This is a genomic window from Achromobacter sp. ES-001 (genome assembly GCF_019448355.1).
In the GTDB taxonomy this organism is placed as follows: domain Bacteria; phylum Pseudomonadota; class Gammaproteobacteria; order Burkholderiales; family Burkholderiaceae_B; genus Achromobacter; species Achromobacter spanius_B.
Genome location: NZ_CP079940.1, coordinates 6,077,314 through 6,093,706, shown reverse-complemented (window position 1 = coordinate 6,093,706; position 16,393 = coordinate 6,077,314). Strand labels below are relative to the sequence as shown.

At 55.6% G+C, this 16,393-nt stretch carries 10 protein-coding genes and 1 pseudogene; 7 read left to right on the top strand and 4 right to left on the bottom strand.

The features are described from left to right. Positions 1 to 249: 249 nt before the first annotated feature. The 7 genes and pseudogenes from KYT87_RS27560 to KYT87_RS27530 all read left to right on the top strand — a co-directional run. On the top strand, positions 250 to 1,509 hold the full coding sequence (locus KYT87_RS27560; protein WP_100854017.1) for a TolC family protein: 1,260 nt from the start codon (positions 250 to 252) through the stop codon (positions 1,507 to 1,509). 12 nt (positions 1,510 to 1,521) lie between these two features. Further along, positions 1,522 to 2,994: an efflux RND transporter periplasmic adaptor subunit gene (locus KYT87_RS27555; protein WP_223264751.1), complete on the top strand. Its 1,473-nt coding sequence runs from the start codon at positions 1,522 to 1,524 to the stop codon at positions 2,992 to 2,994. Positions 2,995 to 3,007: 13 nt separating this feature from the next. Beyond that, entirely contained in the window at positions 3,008 to 6,166 is a 3,159-nt protein-coding gene (locus KYT87_RS27550; RefSeq protein WP_100854019.1) for a CusA/CzcA family heavy metal efflux RND transporter, read from the top strand. Positions 6,167 to 6,288: 122 nt separating this feature from the next. Beyond that, a complete protein-coding gene (locus KYT87_RS27545; protein ID WP_100854020.1) occupies positions 6,289 to 7,317 on the top strand; it encodes a glycosyltransferase family 2 protein in 1,029 nt (342 codons plus the stop codon). Then, positions 7,308 to 8,753: a glycosyltransferase family 39 protein gene (locus KYT87_RS27540; RefSeq protein ID WP_100854021.1), complete on the top strand. Its 1,446-nt coding sequence runs from the start codon at positions 7,308 to 7,310 to the stop codon at positions 8,751 to 8,753. The genes KYT87_RS27545 and KYT87_RS27540 overlap by 10 nt, the downstream gene beginning before the upstream one ends. A gap of 83 nt (positions 8,754 to 8,836) precedes the next feature. After that, complete coding sequence (locus tag KYT87_RS27535; RefSeq protein ID WP_100854022.1) at positions 8,837 to 9,970, top strand: glycosyltransferase family 4 protein; 1,134 nt, start codon at positions 8,837 to 8,839, stop codon at positions 9,968 to 9,970. A gap of 371 nt (positions 9,971 to 10,341) precedes the next feature. Further along, positions 10,342 to 10,602, top strand: a pseudogene (locus KYT87_RS27530) (carbamoyl phosphate synthase); the annotation flags it as partial. 968 nt (positions 10,603 to 11,570) lie between these two features. Here the strand turns inward: KYT87_RS27530 and KYT87_RS27525 are convergent. From KYT87_RS27525 to KYT87_RS27510, 4 genes are all read right to left on the bottom strand, one after another. Beyond that, entirely contained in the window at positions 11,571 to 13,847 is a 2,277-nt protein-coding gene (locus KYT87_RS27525; RefSeq protein ID WP_100854024.1) for an SNF2-related protein, read from the bottom strand. Positions 13,848 to 13,919: 72 nt separating this feature from the next. Then, on the bottom strand, positions 13,920 to 14,534 hold the full coding sequence (locus KYT87_RS27520; RefSeq protein ID WP_100854025.1) for a hypothetical protein: 615 nt from the start codon (positions 14,532 to 14,534) through the stop codon (positions 13,920 to 13,922). 45 nt (positions 14,535 to 14,579) lie between these two features. Beyond that, positions 14,580 to 15,011 carry a patatin gene (locus KYT87_RS27515; protein WP_100854026.1) on the bottom strand — a complete coding sequence of 144 codons (432 nt, stop codon included), beginning with the start codon at positions 15,009 to 15,011 and terminating at the stop codon, positions 14,580 to 14,582. Between the two features lie 261 nt (positions 15,012 to 15,272). After that, positions 15,273 to 16,376, bottom strand: coding sequence for a DUF6094 domain-containing protein (locus KYT87_RS27510; protein ID WP_100854027.1), 1,104 nt, complete (start codon positions 16,374 to 16,376; stop codon positions 15,273 to 15,275). Positions 16,377 to 16,393: the final 17 nt, after the last annotated feature.

The following is a 16,393-nucleotide window of genomic DNA, read 5'->3' as shown; positions in this document are numbered from 1 at the left end:
CTCCCAGCGTTAGACCTGTCTGTGCCACAGGGCATTTTAGGGAGGCCTCGCCGTCAATCTACCCTCCCAAGGATTACAAAACCGTAATCCACCGAAACATTACAAATTTGTCATCTTCGGGTTCGGATTCTGACGAAGGCGCTTGGATACAGTACGGACGGTCATGCGTCCGGGTCGATCTTGCAGAGAGCCTAAGTGGTATGGATCGAGCCAAGGGCCGACATCTTTCCAAGAATTCACCAAGGTTGAATGATGCGCTTCAAGCCAATTCCATTGTTAGTGATGGCCGCTACGCTGTGCGGCCAACCAGTATGGGCACAGACTACGCCAGAAGAGGCCATCACGGAAGCAGCACCCTATTCGTCGGGGGCAATTCTCACGTTGTCTGAGGCAATGGACGCTGCGTTCAAATTGAACCCACAGGTCTCGGCAGCGAAGAATAATTTTGCGGCGTCGAAAGGCCTGGTAGACCAGGCGGGCCGCCTGCCGAACCCATCCTTGGACGTCAGCGTCGACGATCATCAGCGTGCGACACGGACCACGACCACAATGCTCAGCATGCCCATCGAGTTGGGCGGAAAAAGAAGTGCGCGCACGCAGGCCGCCCAGTTGAGTAGTGAACTGGCCGGTAGGGAGTATGAGGTCGTGACGGCAGAGATTAAGACGCTCGTGGTGTCTCGTTTTTTTTCAGTTGCAATTGCCCAAGAGACGCTACGCGTAAACCGTGATATGGCCGACATCGCGGAGGGGGCACTTCGTGTGGCGCAGAAGCGAGTCGACGCTGGAAAGGCCCCGCCGTTAGAGCGAAATAGGGCTGAAATCGAGTTGACAAAGGCACAGATCGACGTGAGGCAGGCCGAGAACGACCTCCGGGTTGCGCGCAGGGAGCTATCTCTGCTATGGGGAGACCCAGTCCCGAAATTCGAACTCGTGCAAGCGAAAATTGATGATCTGCCAGCACGTCGGACACTCGACGATTTACGCGCTGCATTGTTGAATTCCCCTAGGTTGGCCGCGGGGCGCCTTGCCATGGAAGTGAGCAAGGCTGAATTGAATGTCGAAAAGAGCAAACGATATCCCGACATCACATTGAGCGGAGGTGTCGCTCGCGACAATGAGGTTGGGCGCAACAAAGCTCAGTTCGGTGTGTCCTTGCCGTTGCCAATTTTTGATCGAAATCAGGGCAACGTTTACGCCGCTACCATGCAGACGTACAAGGCGCAGGATATTTATCGGGAGATGGAGGCGCGTTTGAGCGCTGACTTGCTGATAGCTGCCTCAACTTATGACCTCGCACTCGCATCTGCGAAGGATTATCGCGAGTCTGTCATCCCGACGTCGCAGAAGGCTTATGAGGGGGCCCGAAAGGGTTTTGAGGCCGGGAAGGTAGGCTATTTGGAAGTGCTTGACGCCCAGCGCACCTTGTCGCAAGGGAATATTTCCTACTTGACGACGTTGTTGCGAGCTGCGTCGGCCCGAGCCGAAATTGATCGAATTCTTGGCCAATAAATAGAGATGAAAATGAGTCAGTACTTCACGCTACTTGGACGTCGCGCTGTGATCGCCATCGCGTTGTCGCTACAATTTCTGATCCCCGCCCCGGTTTTCGCGGGTCCTTCAGATCATGGCAATGACAGTCATACCGAGGCCAGCACGGGGCCAAACGGAGGCGAAATTACAGAGGACGGAAGCGATGCGATTGAGGTGAGTCTGGTCGAAGAGGGAGAGTCCGCTCGGCTAAAGGTCTGGGCGGCCACAGGAGGCAAGCCTGTAAGGCCTGCTGACTTGAAGGCGACGGCAACTCTGAAAAGGCCGAACGGCGAGGAGGTAACGCTCACGCTGAAGCCCTCGTCGGCCGCGCTGATCAGCGATCAGGTTATTCCCGAGCCGCATTTCTTCGAAGTAACCATCAACGTGTCATTACCGGGGCGAGACGGCCCAGTGCATGCAGAGTTTCACAAAGCGGAGGGCCTGTTGGCGCTCACCCCCGAACAAGTTTCTGCGGCTGGGATCATCACAAGCGAAGCTAAGTCCGAGCGCCTTGAGTCGAGCACACGATTTCCCGGCGAGATTCGATTTAACGCCGACCGCACCGCCCACGTCGTGCCGAAAGCCGCAGGGACCGTCCAGCAAGTTTCTGCGGATCTTGGTCAAGAAGTGAAGAAGGGCCAACTGTTGGCCGTAATATCCAGCGCCTCGCTTTCCGAACTCAGGAGCGAGTGGCTGGCCGCCACGAAACGCCGAAACTTGGCGGCGGCGACTCATGCTAGAGAGCTGAAGCTGTGGCGTGAGCAAGTATCTGCGCAACAAGACTATCAGCAGGCGCAGACAGTACTTCAAGAGGCAGACATTGCAGTCCAAAATGCCGTTCAAAAGCTCCGAGCAGTTGGCGCGGAGCCATCGGCGAAAGATTTGAGTCTGCTTGAAATACGAGCGCCTTTTGACGGCGTCATTGTGGAAAAGCACATCGCATTAGGTGAGGCTTTAACTGATGCATCTAGCATCTTCACGATATCCGACCTGAGTACCGTCTGGGCAGAATTCGTCATAGCACCTAAAGACCTGCAGACTGTACGAGTGGGTGAGGACGCAAAGGTCACATCCACTTCCTTTGCCGAAGAAGCTTCTGGGACTGTGTCTTACATCGGTGCTTTACTCGGCCAGCAAACGCGCACCGCCACCGCGCGGGTGACGCTGAAGAATCCGGACATGGCCTGGCGACCGGGACTCTTTGTTTCCGTAAACGTGGTGGTCGAGCGCAATGAGGTTGGGGTCGCCGTGGAGAGCGATGCGATTCAGGATGTGAACGGACAGCCAACGGTCTTCGTCGAAGTGCCTGGTGGATTCCTGCCGCAGCCTGTCAAGATAGGAGCAACGACGGAAAAGAGCTCCGAGGTTATCTCCGGTCTAAGGGCAGGGACGCGGTATGTCAGTTCCAATGCTTTCGTGCTGAAGTCCGAACTGGGCAAGGCAACGGCTGACCACGCGCATTGAGTCGGAGCCGCATATGTTTGAACGCTTAATTCGCTTTGCCATCGAGCAACGTTGGCTAGTTCTATTAATTTCTCTCGGGGTGGCCGCCGTTGGGGTCTACAACTACTCGCGCTTGGCTATTGACGCTGTTCCGGATATCACGAACGTCCAAGTCCAAATCAACGCCAGCGCTCCAGGATATTCGCCCTTGGAGACCGAGCAGCGCGTCACCTATCCGATCGAGACTGTCATGGCGGGCCTGCCCGGCTTGCAGCAGACGCGTTCGCTGTCTCGCTACGGGCTTTCGCAAACAACGGTGATCTTCGACGATGGAACGGACATCTATTTTGCCCGCCAACTCGTAAATCAGCGCCTGCAAGAGGCAAAAGAGAGCCTGCCGGAGGGCATCACTCCTGTCATGGGCCCTATATCAACGGGTCTCGGAGAGATTTTTCTTTGGACTGTTGAGGCCACGCCCGAAGCGCGGAAAGAAGACGGCTCACCTTACACCTCAACGGACCTTCGAGAGATTCAAGATTGGGTAATCAAACCCCAATTGCGAAATGTGCGGGGGGTGACAGAGGTCAACTCAATCGGTGGCTACGCGAAGGAATACCAAGTCGCTCCTGACACGGAGCGCTTGGCGTCCTATGGACTTTCGCTGACTGACATCATCACTGCTCTAGAACGAAACAACGCCAATGTTGGAGCAGGATACATTGAAAGAAAAGGGGAGCAATACCTGATTCGAGCGCCCGGTCAGGTTAAATCCATGAACGATATCAAAGATATCGTTTTAACGGCGGTGAATGGGCAAGCCATCAAGATTCGAGACGTCGCCGAAGTGGCGATAGGCAAAGAGCTGCGTACAGGCGCAGCTACGGACAACGGTAAGGAGGTAGTGCTCGGCACAGTTTTCATGCTGATCGGGGAAAACAGCCGTGCTGTGTCTCAAGCGGTCTCACAAAAGCTTGTCGAAATTAACAAGACTCTGCCAAAGGGCGTGGAGGCGATCACAGTCTATGACCGCACCAACCTTGTGGACAAAGCGATCGCGACGGTAAAGAAGAACCTGCTGGAAGGTGCGATCTTGGTGATCGTGATCCTTTTCGTTTTCCTTGGAAATATCCGCGCGGCCATCATTACGGCTATGGTGATTCCTCTGTCGATGTTGTTCACGTTCACGGGCATGGTGACTTACAAAGTGAGCGCCAACCTTATGAGCCTCGGCGCATTGGACTTCGGGATTATCGTCGATGGGGCAGTGGTGATTGTGGAAAACTGCGTAAGGCGATTGAGCCATGCGCAGCAACATCACGGACGCCCACTGACACGCTCTGAACGATTCCACGAGGTGTTTGCCGCAGCGCGCGAAGCTCGACGCCCGCTCCTATACGGGCAACTCATCATCATGGTGGTCTACCTTCCGATATTTGCACTCAGTGGCGTCGAAGGCCGCATGTTCCACCCGATGGCGCTTACCGTCGTCATGGCTCTGCTCGGTGCGATGATCCTGTCGGTGACATTTGTGCCGGCGGCAGTAGCGATGTTCATCGGAAACAAAGTGTCGGAAAAGGAGATTCGGGTGATGTCGTGGGCTCGTAAGCGCTACGAGCCACTACTCGATCTGGCTCTTCGCCGCACTCCTATGATGCTCGCAGGCGCACTGGGATTCGTGCTTGTGTGCGGCTTCATCGCTTCGCGGCTGGGCAGTGAATTTATACCGAACCTCAACGAAGGAGATATGGCAATTCAGGCGCTGCGCATTCCAGGAACTAGTTTGACGCAATCGGTCGCCATGCAGATTCAGCTTGAGAAGAGGCTTAAAGAGAAATTCCCGGAAATCGAACGGGTATTCGCTCGGACTGGGACAGCGGAAATCGCTTCAGATGCGATGCCTCCCAATATCTCGGACGGATACATCATGCTCAAGCCGGAGGAGGATTGGCCTAGTCCGAAAAAATCCCATGCGGAGTTGCGAGAAGCTATTCAACGCGAGGCGCAGAACATCCCGGGGAACAACTATGAATTCTCGCAGCCGATTCAGCTTCGCTTTAACGAGCTGATATCCGGAGTTCGGAGTGATGTCGCGGTGAAGATTTTTGGCGATGATAACGATGTGTTGAACAGTACGGCGACCGAGGTGGCGGAAGTTCTTCAAAAGATCCCGGGAGCCTCCGAAGTCAAAGTGGAACAAACCACCGGCCTTCCCATGTTGACCGTGTCGATTGATCGTGCGAAAGCTGCACGCTACGGTCTAAGCCTGTCGGACGTCCAGGATACCCTGACGATCGCTGCGGGCGGTCGCGAGGCGGGCACGTTTTTCCAAGGCGACCGCAGATTCGAGATCGTCGTGCGACTGCCAGAAAAGGTGCGGGAGAACATCACTTCACTGAAGAATCTACCAATCGCGCTCCCGAGGGCAGACGGCCAACTTCAGACGGCTTATATACCCCTGTCCGAGATTGCGACGTTTGATTTGGCGCCCGGCCCTAATCAGGTCTCTCGCGAAGATGGAAAACGTAGGATCGTCGTCAGCGCCAACGTTCGCGGCAGAGATTTGGGGTCTTTTGTCGGTGAAGCACAGACGGCTATCGACGAGCGGATCAAGGTTCCGACTGGATACTGGACGGCCTGGGGGGGGACTTTCGAACAACTTGCGTCGGCCACTAAGCGTCTACAAATCGTAGTGCCCGTCGCGCTGCTTCTGGTCTTTGTGCTGCTGTTTGCGATGTTCGGAAATGTCAAAGACGGGCTACTTGTTTTTACCGGCATCCCCTTCGCGTTGACGGGCGGCATTCTTGCTTTGTGGTTGCGAGGGATTCCTTTGTCCATTACGGCGGCCGTTGGATTCATTGCCCTTTGTGGCGTCGCCGTGCTCAATGGCTTGGTGCTGTTGTCGTTTATCCGATCTCTCCGGGAAGAGGGCAGGCCACTGGACGTTGCGGTTAGAGAAGGAGCTCTAACGCGTTTGCGGCCAGTCTTGATGACCGCATTGGTCGCTTCCCTCGGATTCGTCCCAATGGCTATCGCTACAGGCACGGGTGCGGAGGTGCAGCGACCGCTGGCCACAGTGGTTATTGGCGGCATTGTCTCCTCGACATTTCTGACCCTTCTGGTGCTCCCCGCGCTGTATCGCCTAGTTCATAGGCGAGATCCTGAGGAAATTGAGCTTTCTGAAGCGAAGGCTTGAGCCGTCGCAAGCTTGGAGGGATTTCGGCCTCTCCAAGCTTGCTGAAATGTAATTCTTCCGTATGAAGATTGTCGTGCGGTTTTACGTAAATTGGCAGCCGTCTACATTTTTGGTCCTATTCCATGGCCACGATCCCGTCGAATCCTGCTACGGCAGTTGTTGGAACGGAGGACGACGTCCAGATCTCCGTTGTCGTCCCGTTCTTGAACGAGCAGGAAGTCTTGCCGATCTGTCATGCAAGGCTCGAGCCAATCCTGAGAAAGCTTGCGCTGCCTTATGAGATTGTATTTGTTGACGACGGAAGCACCGATGAAAGCGTACCCCTACTTACGGCGTTAATGCGTCGAAACCCCAGGGTTCGCGTGGTGCGGCTAAGCCGGAACTTCGGGAAAGAGGCGGCCATGAGCGCCGGTCTCGCGCACACTCGGGGCGCGGCGGTGATCATGTTGGACGCTGACTTGCAGGACCCCCCAGAGTTGATCCCAGAGATGGTCCAGGCGTGGCAAGAAGGGGTCGATGTGGTTTCGATGCGCAGGCGAAAGCGTGAGGGAGAAGGGATAGCAAAGCGGCTTTCCGCATTCGCCTTCTATCGGATTCTCAGCCGCCTAAGTCGGTCCCGCATCCCCGCAGACACTGGGGACTTTCGGCTAATGAGCCGTCGAACGGTGAATGCGCTACTTCAATTGCCAGAGCGATGCCGCTATATGAAGGGCATGTACGCCTGGATTGGTTTCCCGACCAAGGTTATAGATTATGACCGCGCTAATCGGGCTGCGGGAAAAACCAAGTGGAACTACTTCGCTTTGTTTGGGCTCGCGCTTGAGGGCATCACCTCCTTCTCCACGGCCCCATTGCGATGGGCAACCGGTGTTGGCGCAATCGTAGCGTTAGCGGGCGGCTCGTTCGGCCTTTGGATAATTTTCAAGACTATTGTTTTCGGTCATGACGTGCCGGGCTACCCGTCTCTAACAGCGATGATTACGCTCCTAAGCGGAATTCAGCTTTTAACAATCGGTCTGCTGGGCGAGTATGTAGGCAAGGGTTATATGGAGACGAAACAACGCCCGATATACATAGTACGGGACGTGCTGGATCAGAATGCCGGAACTCCTTTTAGCCCAGCGAAGGTTAAGACCGAAAAATGCAGTTGAAGGATAAGTGGTTCTTCGGGGGCCTGGCGGGGATTGTGCTTGCGCGCCTCTATTCAATGGCGGTTATGCCGTTGGTTGACACGTCGGAACCGAGATATGCAGAGATAGCACGTCTAATGGCCGAGTCTGGCGACTGGATAACTCCCTGGTTTGAACCCGGGGTTCCATTCTGGGGGAAGCCTCCCCTGTCGTTCTGGAGTCAAGCGCTCGGAATACTAATGCTCGGGGGATCGGAATTTGCAGTTCGATTCCCCTCCTTTGTCGCTATGGCTGCACTGGCGGCATTGCTGTATCGCGCGGCTGACATCCTGGCCGGTCGTGCTTCCGCGCGCTTGGCGACGCTAGTTCTGGCTTCTATGCTTCTTCCGCTTGCCGCAGCTGGCGCGGTTTTGACGGATTCGTTCTTTGCGCTAGGGGTCTCCTATTCAATGTTGGCGTTCCTGGTTGCGCCGACAAGGTCGACGCTGTTCTGGCGCTACGGCTTCTTTGTAGGCTTGGCTATTGGGCTGCTTTCCAAAGGGCCTCTCACATTCGTCCTTATTGGTATCGCTATTGTTCCATGGATCGCGGTCCATCGACAGCGTTTGCTCTATGTGACGGCCCTCCCTTGGTTCAAGGGAATGCTGGTAACTCTTGCTCTGACCGTGCCATGGTACGTCTACGCAGAGGCGAAGACCCCTGGCTTCCTGCAGTACTTTTTGGTGGGTGAGCACTTTCTAAGGTTTTTAGACGCCGGCTGGAAGGGCGATTTGTATGGCACCGCTCATGAAAGACCGCTTGGCAGCATCTGGGCCGAGTGGTTATTGGCGTCTTTCCCGTGGGGATGGGTTGGAGTTCTCCTCGCGGGCTGGCTGATTGCTCGGCCATCACGCCGAGAAAGAGCTCTTCAGGTTTGGAGATTGCCGCTCGTCGGCTATCTGGCTATGTGGACTCTGGCCTCCCCTGTCTTCTTCACTTTCTCCGGAAACATACTATGGACGTATGTGCTGCCAGGCTTGCCCGCGTTCGCTTTGCTGTTCTCAATTTATGCGAAAGAAATTTTTCTTGTGGGCCAAACACCGACTCTGAAGCGTGCATTGATAGGTGTCGGGGCTCTAGTGCCGGCCGCAGCGATCATTCTCGGTCTTGTTTCCTTGACCGCTCCGACCAGGTTTAAGACTGAGAAGCAACTTGTAGCTGCAGCAACTGCGCAGATGACTGCCGGCCAGAAACTCTACTTTGTGCATAGTCGTCCATTCTCGGCGCGCTTCTATTCAGGCGGAAAGGCAGAACTCATTGATTTGGTCGGGTTGAATAAGCTTGTTTTCGAGCAATGCGAGTCTGCATTTGTGGCAATTCCAAAGGGGATGGAAGCGTCCATCAACGGGGGCTTGCGGTCCAGGCTCGCGGCAATCTATAAAAGTCGTCGGTACTCGCTCTACAAGGTAGAGCACTGAGTCCGTGCTGTGCGTAGGGGATCCCAACTGCTGTCAACTCTGTTAACCGGCGTCAATATTATTTCACGTAAGCACCTCGACCAATGATTCCGCGCCTGAAGATCCTGCACGTAAGTTTGAATCCCGGCTTTGGTGGCAGGGAGCTGCGAATTTTGAATGAAATGCTGGCTATGCGTGAGCGTGGACACCAACTGCAAATCGTTTGCCCCACAAGATCCGAGTTAGGGCATCAAGCGAAAATTAGGGGCTTCACTACGCATGATATTGAGACGGGCGGGGTGCTTAATTCAGTTTCAGCACCGTTGAAAATCGGAGCGTTGCTTCGCTCTGGCGCATTTGACGTTGTGAACACTCATTCTGTCAGGGACCAGCTGCGAACTCGACTTTTTGCTCCGTTTGCAAGAACGCGTCTAGTCGTAAGAACTCATCACCGAGAGTGCCGGCAGCGGCTGCCACAAGTCTACGAGGGCGCAAGCGAATATGTCATCACGGTTAGCGAATACCTGAGGCGGCAGTATCTTGACAGAGGCATTTCGGCGCGTCGCGTACGGACAGTGCCTACCGGCTTAGATGTCCGCAGTGCAAGTGAGAACGCTTGTGCTGGCCGTAGGCTTGGCGTTTGTGAAAGTGCCATCGTCGTGGGTAGTGTGGCCGATCATCCGGATGTCCAGAGTCTCTACCATCTCGTCGACGCCCTTGTTCCGCTGATGGAGGCAAATAAATTGGTACATCTGGTTCTGGTCGGATTTGACGAACATTTGCGAACCCAGTTGAACGTGCGCGCTCTGAACGCTGGCTTGGAAAACAGATTTCATTTCTCGGATCGTCCCCCGCATGTTGCTCAGCGGCTCTTTGCGTTTGACATATACGCGACTACACCAGAGGGCAGGGTGCCGGGCTCTACATTTGTTGAGGCTTCCGCATCCGGGATTCCGGTGGTCGCAACTGCAGTCGGGTGCATACCGGAGGTCATCGAGAATGGCGTTTCGGGATATGTTGTAAAACCTGCGGACAGGCTAATTCTCCGTTCAGTACTTGGAAAATTGATTGCGGACAGCGCTCTACGCAAGTGTCTTGCAAACGCTGCTCGCCAAAACTTTCAGAGCTTGGGGAGATTTGCCCCAGCCAGAATGGCTGAAGAGTTGGAAGGCGCGTATCTGGAATGGTTGCACACGCAGGAGAAAGAGGTCGGCGCATGCCGCTGGTATCGCGTTTGAATTCTTGCATCGGTAATTCCTCCGTAAAAGCGCGACCATTAGCAGATCGAAGATCTGGACCCTGTCGGCCGACCGAACTGGCATTGTGGTTCGCTGTATGCGCTGCGTAAGCTGTCCTGGACGACGAACTGATAGACAAGTATCCACGCGCAGCGCGACTTCAGGACCCTTCAGAGCTGAGCGCTATATTCGCCGTCATCGACGTAGCGAAGCCTGCCCCGCCGTGGACGGGTATTTGCTTTCCCTGCGCCGGCGGTGGTTTGTTGAGATGCGCGTACTAGGGAACGTCGGCCCCCGGGCAAGGATCTCGAGGATGGACCGTTGAAAGCCACAGAGCTTGGCGGTGGGGTTTGCATTCCCGGCGAATATGGGTGGCGTTCGACAGCGTGCAGCGCATAGGCGAACATTTTTTCCGCTTCGGCAGCGCGTTCATCGAGCGCTATGTAGACAACGCGCGGCACGTGGAAAAGCAGATCTTCGGCGACGGCGCGGGCCGCGTGTTGATGCTTGGCGAACGCGATTGCTCGGTGCAGCGGCGGAATCAGAAAGTGATCGGAGAAACGCCAGCGCCGATGCTGCCGGCGGCAACGCGCGCGGCGCTGCTGGCCGCCGCCGTGCAGCTGGGCGAATCGAGCTGAATTTTTATGGCCTTCACTACAGCCTTGACGCTTGAATTCCAAACGGGGGACATGTGAACAGGCTGGCGGTCGTATTTGACTACGCAGAACAATGACGCTGGCACTCAACCCATGCGGCAAACCATTCTGGATTGCCTTCAATCTTGGCGGCAGGAACGCAAGGCATTGTGGGACGTCCCGTAGTCAAGATTGCGACAAGTCGTGATGGAACTCATGACATCTCTCTGCTGATACAAAACTAGAACGGTTCGCGTTCTTCAAGAGAGCGCTGTCATGGCAGCAAACGCGGATTTCTGAAAAAGGGTTTATCGCCGACTTCCGGAGCAGGCCGCTCGGCTCTGGAGAAAGAAGTAGTAGCCCCGCGAAATTCACACGACCTACCTGCCGAATCGGCAATTCCAACCCGAGCTAACCGCCGTTTCGTCCTCGCGAAGCAAAACAAAAACGGCGGCTTTAGCCCGTGCTATGCATCGATGCTCGGACCGCCACACTACCCGCAAGTGATCGACGGCTTCGATGGTGTGCTGCAATCGCAACGGTTGTTTCCATTTGGACAGGACTTAGATGTTGAATAGGTCCTGCCGCCATCGTAGCAGGTGCAGGTGTAAGTTGTGGAAAGTGTGCCGTCCGCAGCCGTGAATTTCTGCGTTAGGCCCACCCCGGAACCTGGCGATGCAGGAGCAACCTCTCGGCTATGCCACCATGGCCCAAATCAACCTTTACTGAGCTCATATAACACCTCCCCTGTGGTCGGAGTCCAAAGCTTACTCTCAAGCCTGTGGCGCACAACGAAAAAATGAGAAGCAGACGAAATAATCGCTCCTTAGATCGGTTGGCCGCATGTAGCTTCGGGCCATGTGTGTGCGAAAGCCCCGGTATAAAAAACCTACGCGATCCGCAATTGGGTGCACAAAAAAAAAGGCCACCCGGTTGGGTGGCCTGTCCTGCAAAGAGAATTGAAGTCAGCTTACCAACTGCTTCGCAAGAGCGACTTCAATGCTGTCGCCTCCCTGGTTGAGAATGTCGAGACCGGAATCAGGCATGTCGCCAGACGTGGACTGCGATACTGCAATCTTCAGTGCCATGAGTTGAAGGCAGCGCATTTGTGCCGACCCCTGATAGCCAAGAAAATCAACGTCAACGTCGCGCGTTTGCCCGATCCGCCAACTACGCCTTGCAGCTTGCTGCAGCGTGTAGACGTTGTAGCCAGTCTGCATAAACAAGATGGTCGGGAACTCCAGCATATCCAGACCAGTCTTCACCAGCTCGGGATTGCAAACAAGCGCATCAATGCCGCGATCCACCTGCTCCATCACCCAGTCCTCCCGCTTTTCGGCGGACACGCTGGAACGAAGCACGGCACTGCGCAAGCCAGCCTGGTCAAGCAAAGCCTTTAGCCTGGCCGAAGTGTCGCGCGTGCCGGTATACGTGGTGTAGACCAGCGTGCGCCGACCATGCGCGGCCTCCCGCTTTACACGTTCCACTAGCGCGCCTTCTTTGGGCGTCATCTCCTGGTTTCCGTATAGAGCCGGCAAGTTCACCAGCACCGACTTGGTATGCGGGTGCCGCACAGTCTCCGGCCGAAAACAACATTCCGGCCATGCCAGAAGGGCGTTTAGAACAACCCCCATGAGAGACTTGTCGCCGGCGCGAAGCGCGCGACGAAGTTCCTCAACCAAAGTACGCTCAAGGTACTGATAGGCAGACTCCATGTCCGGTGACATAGCGACCTCCACCATGCTCTCGCGATAAGGTGGAAGGACATCTTGCCCCAGTTGCGACAGTTTCAAGAACGCCGTGTAGGGGACCACATATCGCATGATTCCCTTCGGACCAAAACCCGGTCCTTTCACGGTCGAAACTGTCTTCTTGTCCCCCTTCGCCGTCCGATGGGATCCGGAATTGGATTCCTTATGGATGTCGATCAGGACGCCGTGCTCGCGCATGAAGGCCATTGTGGCCGAGGCCATTGAGCCCTTGGAATTGAAGTTGAACCCGTCCTCAATCATCATCCGCGGATGCAGGCGATAAAGAAGGTGGTAGAGATCGTCGGCATAGCCACCCATCAACGTACCAGTCAGTGCGAGTGCCTTTGAGCACTTGCGTGCCAACACCCCCATTGCCTGGCCTTGAGCTGAGCCTTCGTTCTTGTACTCATGGCCTTCGTCTGCGATAAGCAACCCGAAGTACCCCTGGGGCAGATAGCGTTTGATGAACTCAGTGGGCTGAAACCCCCCTTGTCCAAAAGATACCTCCGTATAGGCAAGTGCCCGTTCCATGCGTTTAGCCTGGCGGTCCGAGAACACCAAGTCACCTTCTTCATCCATCAGATTGATGAACTCGTAGACGTTGTCCTGCAGCATGTCACCAAGCATGTCCTCGCCAAAGCGAGTCAGGAGATTGTCCGCAGTGCGGGGACCCACCGTTGGCATTTGAACGAGCGCCTTCTTGACCATATCGCGATAGGTCGTCGGGGTTGCGCGCTTTGGGATCAAGGTCCAAAGCCGCTCGCCACAATTGCACGCTCCACGACGTTCGTTTAAGGCCGAAGTCGCGAGCGCAGGGGTAAGCGGCACGCCATCTTCATTGCACACAAACTGACCGCAGCGCGGGCAGCAAGCGGCGCTTCTGCAAACCCGTCCCAATTCGGAATCGAACAGTACCGGCCGTGTTGCAAACGCAGGACGCCAATCGAACCCCATACGCATCCGGACACGCCCCAAGATGAAGAACTGAGGCGAAGTCGGCCGGTCGCGCATTGTCCGCAATTGAAGGAGCTTTCGAAGGGTGTCCGGACCGTTGAGGATCCAAACTTGCGCACCGGGCACAGTTGCCCGGATTTCCCGTCGCCATTTGTAAACCAAATGAGGCGGTGCGAGCACGAGCGTTCTAGGGAGACCAGCGTGATGGAGAAGTGTGGCTACGAGAATGCCCATAAGGGTCTTTCCCGTCCCCATCTCCGCATTGATAATTCCAGCAGGCGAATGCTGGGTCAACAAGGTGGTGATCGCGTGAACGACACGACGCTGTGCAGGAAAAGGTGTCCTCAACAAGGAGTCGATGATGACATCCCAGTCGGCACGCTCAAGGTCATCAAAGATGGGAGGATTTTGTTTGCGTACAGCTTGCAGCAGGCCAGACCCGAATTTGCTAATAAAGTCCGATAGCGGAATCCGACGAGTTTGATCCGGTTCAGCCTCGTTCAAGGCGGCGGCTTCTTCATGGAAGGTTGCATTCATTGTGGTGCTCCAAAAAAGAGAGACACCAAGCCCGGCCGGGATGGTGTCCCGGAAGGGTAGGGAAAGCGGTATTTACGCCTCGACGGCGAGCTTCAATTGGCCGTTGCGGACGTATGACGAAATGCGCGCTGAGAAGTCGATAGGTATGCGCACAAAGTTCGGGTGAATTCTCCCGGCCGGCCGGCACATCTCGTCAGTAAGATCGACGAGCAGCTCTGTGCTCAGCTCGCCCAAGATAAATTCACGCCAGTGGTCCATTAGAGGCACTTCGGAGACCTGTTTAACCAGGTTCCATACGCGATCATCCGCCGCGTCGGCCTCCGATGTGTGGACGCAGTCTTGTAGAACCCAACCACTGCGCGTTGCCCGTGATGGCTTCAATAGGGATGGGTCATAGATCCAGCAGTGTAGAAGTCCGCCAAAAAGGGTCTGTTTCGGCAGTCTGCCAGTGTGCTTATCCAACCTTTTGACGTCGCCGATCGAAATGACGGTTTCCACTGAAGATGAAGCCGTAACCAGTGTCAATTGCCGTAGCCCGCCCTCCTGTGTACCGAGCTGCAGCGATGCGAAAAGTTGTTGTACGGAACCATCTCGGCCGTAGAAGGAAAGGAAGGCGAGATCGCCATTGGGAAACCGGACGCAAGCGTCCACGAACAAGTCTTGCAGTTCGCGAATGCGGAAAATCATAGAAGCGCTCCTGTAAACATAAGCCGGTCGCGCCGGCCAGAAGAACTAGACCGCTGTAAGGTGCGGCAGCAGGTCGCGGATGTGTTGAATGGATCGAGCGGAAAGGCGTACCTCGAACAACCGATCAAGGTCTACGATTTGCTCCTCCAGCGACGGGGCTGCGTCGCACACAATGCGGCAGAAGTCCAAGAGGCTTCGCGCACGAGTTTGTAGTTCCAGCTCGTGGACGGTGGCGTCAGGAAGCGGAAACGGCGCGCCGTCCAACTGCTCAACGTACCGTTCCATAGCTTCGCCATCGTCGTGGAAGTCGTCGTGGAGGAGCTTGTGGGAACTGCGTGTCTCCCATAGAGAACCGGAGTTGAACGCCGATTCCGCCAATTGGAGGGCAGTACCAACGTTCGATGCTTCCACGCCGATCTTGATGCTATGTATATGAGGAATTTCGAAAGTGACGATGAATTTGGAAAGCGTTGTCATTGGGCGAATCCAAGCGACAGCGGGAGCCCCCTGCGGGGTTACCCGCAGGGGTTAGAAGGACACTCCAGGTCAGAGAGACCACGGTCAGGGCGTAAACCCATGGAGCCAAACCGAAAGGATGCCGGTTACGCCGGCGGCGGCCCGAGAACGTCGGGCTACGTAAAACGCTGTCATAAGCGCACCGAATATGCGTTTATGGCAGCACCCTCGCCAAGGCGAGGGGCTGGACAGACGTGGCGCTTGCCACAGTCATCAAGTCATTCAACGGATATTGACGAGCTGGCCCAAATCCGGACCCGGTGTGAAGTTGATTCCAACGATCGTGGGAACGAACTTGTCGCGCATCACTATCGTGGTTCGCACATCGCCGTTACTGGCCTCCTCAAGCTGCACCTCTTGGTCCTTGACCTTGATGGTGTCGCCGCGGATCAATAGCTTTGTGCCGTCGTCTCCTTCAACAACACCGCTTATCTGGCCGGCCGCCAGCGCGAGCGCCAAATGCCAGTCAGAGAGGTTGCATAGAGGTCGCCTGTGTGCGACTTGGCCAGTATTGAAGATACGGCCAAACTGCGGCCACAAGGTCGCAGTTTCAACACGTTGAAGCTCGTCGTGCAGCTGCTCTGGGTCGATCTTCGTGGAGAAAAAAGCAAGCTCGCCAGCAACGTTTGGGATCAGGTAGGGCGCAGTTCTCCATTCCTTGGGAAGCTCTGGCGGCAGCTCGCCCTGACCAATCGTGCTGAGCCGCTTAACCACTTCCGGATCTGGTGCCTCAGAACGCCTTTTGACTCCTAGCACGACAAGCTGGCGAAATTCCTGCTCTGGCGCAAGGAAGGCTTGTATGCCCTCGAAGTTACGGGAGATCATCGTCGCGAACTGCTTGTCCATGACGTAGTGCGGGACTATCAAGACCAGCACACCGCCAAACGCTAGCGCCGGAACGGAGGCCTGATAGAAGACTTTCTCTAGGCGGTCATAATGCCTATCACCGGTGTGGCCCTTGTCGGCCACCACGGCGCCGTAGGGAGGATTCAGAAACAGAAGTCCCATCGATCGAGCAGATACGAATGCGTCGTGTATATCCGCGTGCAGTGCGGTGCGCAAAAGATTCTTCGCGTGCCAGGCACGACCCTTGTCGAATTCGACGCCATACGTCTCCGTAGTTGGCGACCCATGAAGCGTGTCTACAGTCGACGCAATCCAGTGAAGTGCTGCGCCTTCACCGCAGCAGGGGTCATATAGTCTGGCGCCGGCATCGGGCTCCAAAAGTTCAAGTGCTGATGAAACCCGCGTAAGTGTTTCTTCGTCCGTTGGGAAATAGCCGTTTCGAACGAAGTTCTGAGCTAGCCTGGGGAAGATAAGTGCCATAGTGAGCTACTAGGAAG